This is a genomic window from Streptomyces sp. NPDC001351 (assembly GCF_042896045.1).
Classification (GTDB): Bacteria; Actinomycetota; Actinomycetes; order Streptomycetales; family Streptomycetaceae; genus Streptomyces.
The window spans coordinates 1,155,625-1,168,228 of sequence record NZ_JBIAWS010000001.1; the positions used below are offsets into that span (position 1 = coordinate 1,155,625).

Sequence of the window (12,604 nt, forward strand, 5' to 3'; positions counted from 1 at the left end):
GTGTCGGTGTCTCCAGTTCGTTCGCGGTGCGAGCGGTCGGTACGGACCGTGCGGGAGGTCCGGGCGGCGCGGTCCCTGTACCGCGCCGCCCGAGCAGACACTGGATCTACTTCACTGCGCGCAGCGCGTTGACGATACCGAAACCGTAGAATCCGTTGATCCGTTTGCCGCCCACGCACGTGGCGTCCACGACGCCGTCGCCGTTCCCGTCGTACGGGTCGGTCGGGCAGCCAGGGTTGTCGGCCTGCGCCTTGAGGAGGGCCTGCAGCTGGGCCGGAGTCGCCCACGGGTGCGTCGACTTCAGCAGCGCGGCGACGGCCGCGACGTGCGGTGTGGCCATCGAGGTGCCCTGCAGGAAGCCGTAGGAGTTGTTCGGCAGCGTGGAGAGGATGCGGCCGTTCTTCGACGGCGTGTCGGGGATCTTGTACTTGTCGCCGCCCGGCGCCGCGACGTCGATGACTCCGTCGCCGTAGCTGGAGTAGTACGACTTGGCGCCCGTGACACCGGTCGCGCTGACCGTGACCACACCGGGCAGCTGGGTCGGCACGTCGAAGCACTTGTGCGGGTCGACCGTCCGGGTGACCGGGGTCGAGTCGTCGGGGCTGGAGGCGTCGACGAGGGCGTTCGAGTCGAGGTCGTCGTTGGAGTTGCCCGCCGCGGCGACATTGAGCGTGCCCTTGCGCTGTGCATACAGCTGGGCCCTGTTGACCGAATCAACAATGGCACGTTGATCGGGGTCGTCCATGCAGTTGTACTGCCACGGATCGACGTAGTAGCTGTTGTTGGTGACCTCGACGCCGTGGTCAGCGGCGAACACGAAGGCGCACACCACGCTCTCCGGGAAGAACAGCTGGTTCGCGTCCGGCTGGGCCACCGTGATGCCGGCGACCTTCACACCGGGCGCGACCCCCGCGACACCGATGCCGTTGCGGGCCGCGGCGATCTCCCCCGCCACATGGGTGCCGTGGTAGTGGTCGGCGTCGACCGGCCGCCAGGAGCCGTACGTCGTGTCCGCCTTACCGCTCACACAGTTCGCGGACTGCGAGGCGGAGAAGTTCGGGGCGATGTCGGGGTGGGTGTCGTCGACGCCGACGTCGATCACGGCGACGGTCACGTTCTTGCTGCCCGGGTCGATCTTGGCCGCCTTGTCGGCGCCGATCGCCCTGAGGTCCCACTGGTCGGCCTCGAGCGGCTCCTCGCCGGCCGTCGAACTGCCCGCGATCTTCGCGGCCTGGGCCTTGGAGAGGTACTGGACCGCCCCCTCGTCCGTCGTCCCCGCCGCGGTCACCGGCGAGGTGCGTGAGGCCCCCGCGGACTGCACGCCGGGCGCCTTGCGTATCTGCTGGGCGAAGGCGGGGTTCGCGGAGTGGACGACGATCACGCCGATCTTGTCGTACGCCACGACGACGGTGCCGCCGGCCTTGGCTATCGCCTCCTTGACCGACTCGATCGTGCGATGGTCCGTCCTGGTGTTGACGAGATACGCGAAGTTTTCCGCGTCGGCCGCCTGTGCCGTGGACTCCGCGCGCGGGGCGGCGTGAGCGGCCGCCGGCAGGAAGCCGAGCGAGGCGGTCAGCGACAGCGCGACCGGTACGGCGAGTGCGAGCCGGCGTCTGGAACGCAGATGAGCCATGGGGTCTCCACATCATCCGGAAACGAAACCGCCCGAGACGCAGGTGCTGCTCGGGCAGGTACATGACGGGCGGTGCAGGCCGAAGCTATCTCCCGGCGCCGCTGGTCAGCAATGAGTTGCCCAAGGTGAGTTCGGAAACAGGTCAAGGGAGTTGAACCTGTCCTCGCGTGGCGCCGTGACCTTGGACAGGGAGCACGAGGACACTCGCCCCCGATCCCCCTCACAACCGCATCCGCAACGCGAGGAGACTCCGTGGCCACCGAGACACCGCCCCCCTCGAAGACCCAAGCCCGACTTCCCTCCACCGAGGAGTTCGTCGCGGAGCAGGAGAGCGCGGAGTTCGGTGAACTGCGCCGCTCCCACCGCTCCTTCGCCTTTCCGCTCACCGTCGGCTTCATCGCCTGGTACCTGCTCTACGTCCTGCTGTCGAACTACGCGGACGACTTCATGGGCACCAAGCTGTTCGGCAACATCAACGTCGCCCTGGTGCTCGGCCTCGCCCAGTTCCTCACCACGTTCCTCATCGCCTGGTGGTACTCGCGGCACGCCGCCGCCAAGCTCGACCCCAAGGCCGAGGCGATCAAGTCCCGTATGGAGGGCGACGCATGAGCATCGCGCAGCAGACCGTGCTGGCCGCGGGTGAGGCCAGTCAGCACCGGCCGCTGATCATCACCCTGTTCTCGGTGTTCGTCGCCGCGACCCTCGTCATCACCATCTGGGCGGGCCGCCAGACCAAGGACGCCGCCGACTTCTACGCGGGCGGCCGCCAGTTCACCGCCTTCCAGAACGGCCTCGCCGTCTCCGGCGACTACATGTCCGCCGCGTCCTTCCTCGGCATCGCGGGCGCGATCTCACTGGCCGGCTACGACGGTTTCCTGTACTCCATCGGCTTCCTGGTCGCCTGGCTGGTCGCGCTGCTCCTGGTGGCCGAGCCCCTGCGCAACTCGGGCCGCTACACCATGGGCGACGTCCTCGCCTACCGGATGCGCCAGCGGCCCGTCCGCACCGCGGCCGGTACGTCCACCATCGTGGTCTCGATCTTCTACCTGCTGGCCCAGATGGCGGGCGCGGGCGTCCTGGTCTCGCTGCTGCTCGGCATCACCAGCGACGCCGGCAAGATCGGCATCGTCGCCCTCGTCGGCATTCTGATGATCGTGTACGTCACCATCGGCGGCATGAAGGGCACCACCTGGGTCCAGATGGTCAAGGCCGTGCTGCTCATCGCGGGCGCCCTGCTGCTGACCTTCCTGGTGCTGCTGAAGTTCCACTTCAACATCTCCGACCTGCTCGGCAAGGCCGCCGACAACAGCGGCAAGGGGTCCGCCTTCCTGGAGCCAGGCCTGAAGTACGGCCTCACCTCGACGTCCAAGCTGGACTTCATCTCCCTGGGCATCGCCCTGGTCCTGGGCACCGCGGGCCTGCCGCACATCCTGATCCGCTTCTACACGGTGCCCACGGCCAAGGCCGCCCGTAAATCCGTGAACTGGGCGATCGGCCTCATCGGCGCCTTCTACCTGATGACGCTCGCACTGGGCTTCGGCGCCGCGGCGCTCATCAAACCGGACGAGATCATCGCCTCCAACAAGGCGGGCAACACGGCGGCGCCACTGCTGGCCCTGCACCTGGGCGGTGTCGACTCCAACTGGGGCGCCATCCTGCTCGCGTCCATCTCCGCGGTCGCCTTCGCCACGATCCTCGCGGTCGTCGCGGGCCTGACCCTCGCCTCCTCCTCGTCGTTCGCCCATGACATCTACGCCAACGTCATCAAGAAGGGCGAGGCCACCGAGAAGCAGGAACTGCGGGCGGCCCGCTGGGCGACGGTCGCGATCGGCGCCGTCTCGATCTGCCTCGGCGCCCTCGCCCGCGACCTGAACGTGGCCGGCCTCGTCGCCCTCGCCTTCGCGGTCGCCGCCTCCGCCAATCTGCCGACCATCCTCTACAGCCTCTTTTGGAAGCGGTTCACCACCCAGGGAGCCCTGTGGTCGATCTACGGCGGCCTGATCACGGCGGTCGGCCTGGTGCTGTTCTCGCCCGTGGTCTCCGGTAAGGAGACGTCGATGTTCCCCGGCGTCGACTTCCACTGGTTCCCGCTGGAGAACCCGGGCATCATCTCGATCCCGGTCGGTTTCCTGCTCGGAGTCATCGGCACCTACCTGTCCAAGGAGGAGCCCGACAAGGGCAAGTACGCGGAGCTGGAGGTCCGGTCCCTGACCGGCACCGGCGCCCACTGAACCCGATGAGTCCTCCGAAATCACCCTGAGTACGTCCCTGAGCGGCCGCGTCGTAGGGATCTACGACGCGGCCGCCCCGTACCTCGTGGGATCGGGACGCTGTCGTTGTCGGTGGCGTCACGTAGGCTCGCAGGTGACGGGAAATGATGAAGCCGTCCTGATCCGTTACGAGGGAGGGGGCCCACGTGCTCATCGACACCTTCGGCCGAGTGGCCACCGACCTGAGGGTCTCGCTGACCGACCGGTGCAATCTGCGGTGTACGTACTGCATGCCCGAAGAGGGGCTGCAGTGGCTGGCCAAGCCCGATCTGCTCACCGACGACGAGATCGTCCGCCTGATCGACATCGCCGTCACCTCCCTGGGCATCAAGGAGGTCCGCTTCACCGGCGGCGAACCCCTCCTGCGTCCGGGCCTGGTCGGCATCGTCGAGCGGGTCGCCGCGCTGCACCCCCGCCCCCAGATGTCCCTGACGACGAACGGCATCGGACTCAGGCGCACGGCGACGGCCCTGAAGGCGGCCGGCCTGGACCGGGTGAACGTCTCACTCGACACCCTCCGCCCCGACATCTTCAAGATCCTCACCCGCCGGGACCGGCACAAGGACGTCATCGAGGGCCTTCAGGCCGCCCGCGACGCAGGCCTGACCCCGGTCAAGGTCAACAGCGTCCTGATGCCGGGTCTGAACGAGGACGAGGCCCCGGACCTGCTCGCCTGGGCGGTGGAGCACGACTACGAGCTGCGCTTCATCGAGCAGATGCCCCTGGACGCCCAGCACGGCTGGAAGCGCGAGGGCATGGTCACCGCCGGCGACATCCTGGCCTCCCTGCGCACCCGCTTCGACCTGACTCCGGAGGGCACGGACGAGCGCGGCTCGGCCCCCGCCGAGCGCTGGATCGTGGACGGGGGCCCGCACCGCGTCGGCGTCATCGCCTCCGTGACCCGCCCGTTCTGCTCGGCCTGCGACCGCACCCGCCTCACCGCCGACGGCCAGATACGCACCTGCCTGTTCGCGCAGGAGGAGACCGACCTGCGCGCAGCCCTGCGCTCCGGCGCCCCGGACGAGGAGATCGCCCGCATCTGGCGACTGGCCATGTGGGGCAAGAAGGCGGGAGCGGGCCTGGACGACCCGTCGTTCGTCCAGCCGGACCGCCCGATGTCGGCGATCGGCGGCTAGGGGCCTCGAGGGAACCTAGGCCTCCTGGGAGGACTCCCATTCCTTCAGCAGGACCACGTCCTTGAGGAAGCCCCGTACACCGAGGAACTGGGAGAGATGCTCCCGGTGCTCCTCACAGGCCAGCCATGTCTTGCGCCGCTCCGGCGTGTGGATCTTCGGGTTGTTCCACGCGAGCACCCACACGGCATCGGCACGGCAGCCCTTGGCGGAGCAGATCGGGTTCTCGTCACTCACAGGTTCGTCTCACAACCGGGCTGAACAAGGCGCTGAAAAGACACCGAACAAGGCGACGCCGAGCAGCCACGGGGGGAGCTGCCCGGCGTCGGTCTGTCGCTCCGACGGGGGATGCGGAGCGCCTACGAAGTATGTCACGGGTAACCCGTCGCCCGGCACCTGAACAACATGATTGATCTGAGCTTTTCTTGAGCTTGGTGCGGAGCCGCCTTCCGCTTGCGGCCCTTGTGCCGTGGTCACGCCCGGTCGTGCGGCTCGCTTCGTGCGTCCGGTGCGGACTCGGCCGCGACATCTTCCGGGACCGGTTCCGCGAAACCGTCGTTCGTCCGCGGCGGCGCAATCATCGGACGCATCGGGACACTCACGAACGTCGACGGAAGCGACGGCGCGTTCTCCCGGCCCGCGTTGGCGATCACCACGGCGATGTAGGGGAGGACCGCTCCAAGGACCAACGCCACGATCGCGACGTGCCGTTCGACGTTCCACAGCGAGGCCGCGAGGATCACCGACACCGTACGGATCGACATCGAGATGACGTACCGGCGCTGTCGGCCGCGCACGTCCTCGTCGAGGCTCGCCCGAGCCCCGGTGATCCGGAACACCTGGCTGTTGCCGACGCCATGCAGCTTCCGCATCACATTCCACCATCCGCCCGCATCGGACCGTCCCCGTCCCCGTGCCCGGTCCGCCCCCGGTCGGGGAACGGTGCCCGGACACCTCCCACGTTACGCCGCGCCTGCGCCGCCTACGAGACCGGGTCACCTCCTACCTGGCCGAACGGCCTCAGCCGTAGCGCGTACAGCCCCACCCGGCATGCGCCGTACGGTGCCCGGGCCGACACTGGGCCCAAGGCTCACATCGAGCCGTACGAGGAGGCAGCCATGGGCTGGTTGTGGGCCATCATCGTGGGATTCGTACTGGGCCTGATCGCCAAGGCGGTCATCCCCGGCAAGCAGCACAGCCCGCTCTGGCTGACCACCATCTGCGGCATGCTCGGCGCGATCGCAGGCAACGCCCTGGCCCGAGCAGTCGGCGTCGCCTCGACCCGAGGCATCGACTGGAGCCGCCACGCCTTCCAACTGGTGGCCGCGATCATCATCGTCTTCCTGGTCGACATGGCATACATGGCGACATTGGGCAAGCACAAACAACGGGCATGAGCTGCAGCGCCCCTTTCAGGGGGCGCGGGGCTGTGTCGATATGCGGCTCCGCCGCGTGGGCGCGACAAGCCACGACGAGGCCGCAGCCCGCAGCTTGCCGCACCCCTACGGCGCTTACGCTCCAGTGACCTCAACGGCGGCAAGATTCTTCTTGCCCCGCCGCAGCACAAGCCACCGCCCGTGCAGCAGATCCTCCTTGGCGGGAACCGCGTCCTCGGACGCGACCTTCACGTTGTTCACGTACGCCCCGCCCTCCTTCACGGTCCGCCGCGCAGCCGACTTGCTGGCGACCAGCCCGACCTCGGCGAACAGGTCCACCACTGGGCCGGGCTCGGCAACCCGGACATGCGGCAGCTCGGACAGCGCCGCCGCCAGCGTCCGCTCGTCGAGCTCCGCCAGTTCCCCCTGCCCGAAGAGGGCACGGGACGCGGCGATCACCGCGGCCGTCTGGTCGGCGCCGTGCACCAGCGTCGTCAGCTCCTCCGCCAGCGCGCGCTGAGCGGCACGGGCCTGCGGACGCTCCTCGGTCTGCTTCTCCAGCTCCTCGAGTTCCTCACGGGACTTGAAGGACAGGATCCGCATGTACGTCGAGATGTCCCGGTCATCTACGTTCAGCCAGAACTGGTAGAACGCGTACGGCGTCGTCATCTCGGGGTCGAGCCAGACGGCGCCGCCCTCGGTCTTGCCGAACTTGGTGCCGTCCGCCTTGACCATCAGCGGCGTCGCCAGGCAGTGCACCTCGGCGTCGGGCTCCAGCCTGTGGATCAGGTCCAGGCCCGCCGTGAGGTTGCCCCACTGGTCGCTGCCGCCCTGCTGGAGCGTGCAGCCGTGCCTCCGGTACAGCTCCAGGAAGTCCATGCCCTGCAGCAGCTGGTAGCTGAACTCCGTGTAGCTGATGCCTTCCTGGGACTCGAGCCGGCGCGCGACGGAGTCCTTGGTCAGCATCTTGTTGACGCGGAAGTGCTTGCCGATGTCCCGGAGGAACTCGATGGCGGACAGACCGGCCGTCCAGTCCAGGTTGTTCACCATGACCGCGGCGTTCTCGCCCTCGAAGGACAGGAACGGCTCGATCTGCGCGCGCAGCCGGGTCACCCAGTTCGCGACCGTCTCCGGGTCGTTCAGCGTGCGCTCCGCCGTGGGGCGCGGGTCACCGATCTGGCCGGTCGCGCCACCCACCAGGGCCAGCGGGCGCAGGCCCGCCTGCTGGAGCCGGCGCATGGTGAGGACCTGGACCAGGTGGCCGACGTGCAGACTGGCCGCGGTCGGGTCGAAGCCGCAATAGAACGTGACGGGACCGTCCGCGAGCGCCTTGCGCAAAGCATCCTCGTCAGTGGACAGGGCCCACAGCCCCCGCCACTTCAGCTCGTCGACGATGTCCGTCACGGTTCTCGTATCTCCTTGATGATCTTCGGGCGGTCGTACGACTACCGGCTACGAGGTTATACGCCCTGACTGACAGAGCTCATATTGAAGTCGGGCACCCGCAGCGCAGGCATCGCAGCCCTAGTGAACCAGTCGCTCCACTCCCTCGGCAGCGTCTTTTCCGTGCGCCCGGCCTCCGTGGCCCGCCCGAGCAGATCGACGGGCGACTCGTTGAAGCGGAAGTTGTTGACCTCGCCGCTGACCTCGCCGTTCTCGACGAGGTAGACGCCGTCCCTGGTCAGCCCGGTGAGCAGCAGGGTGGCGGGGTCGACCTCGCGGATGTACCACAGGCAGGTCAGCAGCAGCCCCCGCTCGGTGTTCGCGACCATCTCCTCCAGGGAGCGGTCGTCCCCGCCGGTCAGGACGAGGTTGTCGATCGCGGGAGCCACCGGCAGCCCGGTCAGGCCCGCGCTGTGCCGGGTGGTGGTCAGGTGGGCCAGCTCGCCCTGCCGTACCCAGTCGGTGGCCGTGAGCGGCAGGCCGTTGTCGAACACCGACTGGTCGCCGCCGGAGGAGTGCGCGATCACGAAGGGCGCCGACTCCAGGCCCGGCTCGTTCGGGTCGCTGCGCAGGGTCAGCGGCAGCTCGCTGAGCCTGTCGCCCACACGGGTGCCGCCGCCGGGCTTGGAGAACACCGTGCGGCCCTCCACCGCGTCCCGGCCGGACGCCGACCACATCTGGTAGATCAGCAGGTCCGCGACGGCGGTCGGCGGCAGCAGCGTCTCGTACCGCCCGGCGGGCAGTGCGATCCGCCGCTCGGCCCACCCGAGGCGTACGGCGAGTTCCGCGTCCAGCGCGGCCGGGTCGACGTCCTTGAAGTCGCGCGTGGAGCGGCCCGCCCACGCCGAGCGCGTACGGTCCGGGGACTTGGCGTTCAGTTCCAGCGTCCCGTTGGGCTGGTCGTGCCGCAGGCGCAGGCCCGTGGACGTACCCACATAGCTCGACGTCAGCTCGTGGTTGGCGAAACCGTAGAGCTCGCGGCCGCCCGTACGCGCGCGTGCGAAGGCCTCACCGAGCGCCGGCGCGAAGTCGGCGAACACGGTCGACGAGGTCTCGGCGGGCGCGTCGACGAAGTCCGGCGACTGGGCGACGCCCGTGACCAGCGGCTGCGCGTCCTCCGCCGGCCCGGCGCCGCGGGCGGCGGCCTCGGCGGCCCGCACCAGCGGCTCCAACTCGTCCGTGGTCACGGCCGAGCGGGAGACGACACCGGAGGCGGTGCCTTCCTTGCCGTCGACGGTCGCGACGACCGTGAGGGTGCGCCCGCGCGTGACGCCGTTCGTGGTGAGCGCGTTGCCCGCCCAGCGCAGGTTGGCGGTCGAGTGCTCGTCGGCGATGACGACACAGCCGTCGGCGGTGGACAGCTCCAGCGCCCGCTCGACGATCTCGTGCGGCTTGTTGCTGCGGGCGCTCATCGACCGGCCTCCTGCGTGGTGTTGAGGATGTTGACGCCCTTGAAGAGCGCGGACGGGCAGCCGTGCGAGACGGCGGCGACCTGGCCCGGCTGGGCCTTGCCGCAGTTGAAGGCACCCCCGAGGACATACGTCTGCGGGCCGCCCACCGCGGCCATCGAGCCCCAGAAGTCGGTGGTCGTCGCCTGGTAGGCGACATCCCGCAGCTGCCCGGTGATCCGACCGTTCTCGATCTTGAAGAACCGCTGGCCCGTGAACTGGAAGTTGTACCTCTGCATGTCGATCGACCAGGAACGGTCGCCGACGACGTAGATGCCCCGGTCCACCCCGCCGATCAGGTCCTCCGTCGCCATCCCGGCCGGATCCGGCTGCAGCGACACATTGGCCATGCGCTGCACCGGAACGTGCCCGGGGGAGTCGGCGAACGCGCACCCGTTGGACCGCTCGAACCCGGTCAGCCTCGCGATCCGCCGGTCGAGCTGGTAGCCGACGAGCGTGCCGTCCTTCACCAGGTCCCAGGACTGCCCCTCGACACCCTCGTCGTCGTAGCCGACGGTGGCGAGTCCGTGCTCGGCGGTGCGGTCGCCGGTGACGTTCATCAGCTCGGAGCCGTACCTCAGCTTGCCGAGCTGGTCGAAGGTGGCGAAGGAGGTGCCGGCGTAGGCGGCCTCGTAGCCGAGCGCGCGGTCCAGTTCGGTGGCGTGGCCGATGGACTCGTGGATGGTCAGCCACAGGTTGGAGGGGTCGACGACCAGGTCGTACAGGCCCGCCTCGACGCTCGGCGCGCGCATCTTCTCGGCGAGCAGCTCCGGGATCTGCTCGAGCTCGCTCTCCCAGTCCCAGCCGGTGCCGGTGAGGTACTCCCAGCCGCGTCCCACGGGCGGTGCGATCGTCCGCATGGAGTCGAACTCGCCGCTCGACTCGTCGACCGACACGGCCGTCAGCTGCGGGTGCAGCCGCACGCGCTGCTGTGTGGTCACGGTCCCGGCCGTGTCGGCGTAGAACTTGTTCTCGTGCACGGTGAGCAGCGAGGCGTCGACATGGTTGACGCCGTTCGCCGCGAGCAGCCGCGCGCTCCAGTCCGCCAGCAGCGCCGACTTCTCCTCGTCGGGCACGGAGAACGGGTCGATCTCGTACGACGAGATCCAGGTCCGGTCCGCGTGCACGGGCTCGTCGGCCAGCTCCACCCGCTCGTCCGAACCGGCCGCCTTGATCACCTGGGCGGAGAGCTTCGCCATCGCGACCGCCTGCGAGGCGACCTTGGCGGCGGCGTCCAGGCTCAGGTCCACCCCCGATGCGAAGCCCCAGGTGCCGCCGTGCACGACCCGCACCGCGTACCCGAGGTCGGTGGTGTCCGACGAACCGGAGGGCTTGGCGTCCCGGAAGCGCCAGGACGCGCTGCGCACCCGCTCGAACCGGAAGTCCGCGTGCTCGGCGCCCAGGGCACGCGCGCGTGCGAGTGCCGCGTCGGCCAGGGCCCGTAGGGGAAGTGCCGTGAAGGCTTCGTCGATGGTATGAGGCACCGAGGTCTCTCCTTGTTGTCGTGACCTGTGATCGGACCGGCGGTTGCTCCGATCATTTCGCGTGACCGGGCCGCGGACCACAGGTTTCGAGCCGGTACCGGGAACTTTCTGTAGGGACCCGACAGTGAGTCCCGTAAGCCACTGTCGGTGCCCGATTGTCCGCGGGAGCACCTGGACCGATAGGTTTTCGAGGAAGCCGCCTGTCATCCAGGTGTTCGGGCGGGGGGTATCAGACCGCTATCGAAAGGGTGATCCGTTGAGCCGCTCGGTTCTCGTCACCGGAGGCAACCGGGGCATCGGCCTCGCCATCGCCCACGCGTTCGCCGACGCCGGCGACAAGGTCGCCATCACTTACCGCTCCGGGGAGCCGCCGGCCGCCCTGACGGAATTGGGCTGCCTGGCCGTCAAGTGCGACATCACCGACACCGAGCAGGTGGAGCAGGCCTACAAGGAGATCGAGGCCCAGCACGGCCCGGTCGAGGTCCTGATCGCCAACGCCGGCATCACCAAGGACCAGCTCCTGATGCGCATGTCCGAGGAGGACTTCACCTCGGTCATCGACACCAACCTCACCGGCACCTTCCGCGTGGTCAAGCGCGCCAACCGCGGCATGCTGCGCGCCAAGAAGGGCCGCGTCGTCCTGATCTCCTCGGTCGTCGGGCTGTACGGCGGCCCCGGCCAGGCCAACTACGCCGCCTCCAAGGCCGCCCTGGTCGGCTTCGCGCGTTCCCTCGCCCGTGAGCTGGGCTCGCGCAACATCACCTTCAACGTCGTCGCGCCCGGCTTCGTCGACACCGACATGACCAAGGTGCTCACCGACGAGCAGCGCGAGGGCATCGTCAAGCAGGTGCCGCTCGGCCGTTACGCGCAGCCGGAGGAGGTGGCCGCGACGGTGCGGTTCCTCGCCTCGGACGACGCCTCGTACATCACTGGAGCCGTCATCCCCGTTGACGGCGGACTGGGAATGGGTCACTGATCACCATGAGCGGAATTCTCGAGGGCAAGCGCGTCCTGATCACCGGTGTGCTGATGGAGTCCTCCATCGCCTTCCACGCCGCCAAGCTGGCCCAGGAGCAGGGCGCCGAGATCATCCTGACCGCGTTCCCGCGGCCCACGCTGACCGAGCGCATCGCCAAGAAGCTCCCCAAGCCCACCAAGGTCATCGAGCTCGACGTCACCAACGACGAGCACCTGGCCCGCCTGGCCGACCTGGTCGGCGAGGAGCTCGGCGGCCTCGACGGCGTCGTGCACTCCATCGGCTTCGCGCCGCAGGACGCGCTCGGCGGCAACTTCCTGAACACGCCGTTCGAGTCCGTGGCCACCGCCATGCATGTCTCGGCGTACTCCCTGAAGTCGCTGACCATGGCCTGCCTGCCGCTGATGCAGAACGGCGGCTCGGTCGTCGGCCTCACCTTCGACGCGCAGTACGCCTGGCCGCAGTACGACTGGATGGGTCCGGCGAAGGCCGCCCTGGAGGCCACCAGCCGCTACATCGCGCGCGACCTGGGCAAGCAGAACATCCGCTGCAACCTCATCTCCGCGGGTCCGCTCGCCTCGATGGCCGCCAAGTCCATCCCGGGCTTCGCCGACCTCGCCTCCGTGTGGGACAACCGCTCCCCGCTGGAGTGGGACCTCAAGGACCCGGAGCCGGCCGGCAAGGGCATCGTCGCCCTGCTGAGCGACTGGTTCCCGAAGACCACGGGCGAGATCGTCCACGTGGACGGCGGACTGCACGCCATCGGCGCCTGACGCTGCCGCTGAGCCTCGGCCGACACCGAGGGCCCGCACCCGGCCGGGTGCGGGCCCTCGGCGCGTGC

At 69.0% G+C, this 12,604-nt stretch carries 12 protein-coding genes; 6 read left to right on the forward strand and 6 right to left on the reverse strand.

What is annotated here, in order from left to right; all coding sequences use genetic code 11:
• Positions 1-106: 106 nt before the first annotated feature.
• Complete coding sequence (locus tag ACFY1U_RS05335) at positions 107-1,633, reverse strand: S8 family serine peptidase (protein ID WP_390692781.1); 1,527 nt, start codon at positions 1,631-1,633, stop codon at positions 107-109.
• 252 nt (positions 1,634-1,885) lie between these two features.
• Here ACFY1U_RS05335 and ACFY1U_RS05340 point away from each other — a divergent pair, with 252 nt between their 5' ends.
• The 3 genes from ACFY1U_RS05340 to moaA all read left to right on the forward strand — a co-directional run bounded on the left by ACFY1U_RS05340 (position 1,886) and on the right by moaA (position 5,039).
• Entirely contained in the window at positions 1,886-2,242 is a 357-nt protein-coding gene (locus ACFY1U_RS05340) for a DUF485 domain-containing protein (RefSeq protein WP_266953941.1), read from the forward strand.
• Positions 2,239-3,864, forward strand: a complete 1,626-nt coding sequence (locus tag ACFY1U_RS05345) for a cation acetate symporter (RefSeq protein ID WP_390692782.1) — start codon at positions 2,239-2,241, stop codon at positions 3,862-3,864. The genes ACFY1U_RS05340 and ACFY1U_RS05345 overlap by 4 nt, the downstream gene beginning before the upstream one ends.
• 185 nt (positions 3,865-4,049) lie before the next feature.
• Positions 4,050-5,039 carry a GTP 3',8-cyclase MoaA gene (gene moaA, locus ACFY1U_RS05350; RefSeq protein WP_390692783.1) on the forward strand — a complete coding sequence of 330 codons (990 nt, stop codon included), beginning with the start codon at positions 4,050-4,052 and terminating at the stop codon, positions 5,037-5,039.
• A gap of 15 nt (positions 5,040-5,054) precedes the next feature.
• Here the strand turns inward: moaA and ACFY1U_RS05355 are convergent, their stop codons facing one another.
• Positions 5,055-5,273 (reverse strand): hypothetical protein, encoded by a 219-nt coding sequence (locus ACFY1U_RS05355; protein ID WP_390692784.1) that lies wholly within the window; start codon positions 5,271-5,273, stop codon positions 5,055-5,057.
• Between the two features lie 236 nt (positions 5,274-5,509).
• Positions 5,510-5,908 (reverse strand): DUF3099 domain-containing protein, encoded by a 399-nt coding sequence (locus ACFY1U_RS05360; protein WP_390692785.1) that lies wholly within the window; start codon positions 5,906-5,908, stop codon positions 5,510-5,512.
• A gap of 246 nt (positions 5,909-6,154) precedes the next feature.
• Here ACFY1U_RS05360 and ACFY1U_RS05365 point away from each other — a divergent pair, with 246 nt between their 5' ends.
• Positions 6,155-6,433 carry a GlsB/YeaQ/YmgE family stress response membrane protein gene (locus ACFY1U_RS05365; RefSeq protein WP_390692786.1) on the forward strand — a complete coding sequence of 93 codons (279 nt, stop codon included), beginning with the start codon at positions 6,155-6,157 and terminating at the stop codon, positions 6,431-6,433.
• Between the two features lie 114 nt (positions 6,434-6,547).
• Here ACFY1U_RS05365 and tyrS read toward each other — a convergent pair whose 3' ends face one another.
• Genes tyrS through ACFY1U_RS05380 form a run of 3 tightly spaced genes read right to left on the reverse strand, consistent with a single transcriptional unit; the run spans position 6,548 to position 10,787 of the window.
• Positions 6,548-7,816 carry a tyrosine--tRNA ligase gene (gene tyrS / locus ACFY1U_RS05370; RefSeq protein WP_365844233.1) on the reverse strand — a complete coding sequence of 423 codons (1,269 nt, stop codon included), beginning with the start codon at positions 7,814-7,816 and terminating at the stop codon, positions 6,548-6,550.
• Positions 7,817-7,872: 56 nt separating this feature from the next.
• Positions 7,873-9,267 carry a metallopeptidase TldD-related protein gene (locus ACFY1U_RS05375; protein WP_390692787.1) on the reverse strand — a complete coding sequence of 465 codons (1,395 nt, stop codon included), beginning with the start codon at positions 9,265-9,267 and terminating at the stop codon, positions 7,873-7,875.
• A complete protein-coding gene (locus tag ACFY1U_RS05380) occupies positions 9,264-10,787 on the reverse strand; it encodes a TldD/PmbA family protein (protein ID WP_390692788.1) in 1,524 nt (507 codons plus the stop codon). Before ACFY1U_RS05380 ends, ACFY1U_RS05375 begins: the two co-directional genes overlap by 4 nt.
• A gap of 256 nt (positions 10,788-11,043) precedes the next feature.
• Between ACFY1U_RS05380 and fabG the strand changes: the two genes are divergently transcribed.
• The gene (fabG, locus tag ACFY1U_RS05385; RefSeq protein WP_390692789.1) at positions 11,044-11,763 is read left to right on the forward strand and encodes a 3-oxoacyl-[acyl-carrier-protein] reductase; all 720 of its coding nucleotides are present in this window, start codon (positions 11,044-11,046) and stop codon (positions 11,761-11,763) included.
• 5 nt (positions 11,764-11,768) lie between these two features.
• Positions 11,769-12,536: an enoyl-ACP reductase FabI gene (gene fabI, locus ACFY1U_RS05390; protein WP_390692791.1), complete on the forward strand. Its 768-nt coding sequence runs from the start codon at positions 11,769-11,771 to the stop codon at positions 12,534-12,536.
• The last annotated feature ends 68 nt before the right edge of the window (positions 12,537-12,604 follow it).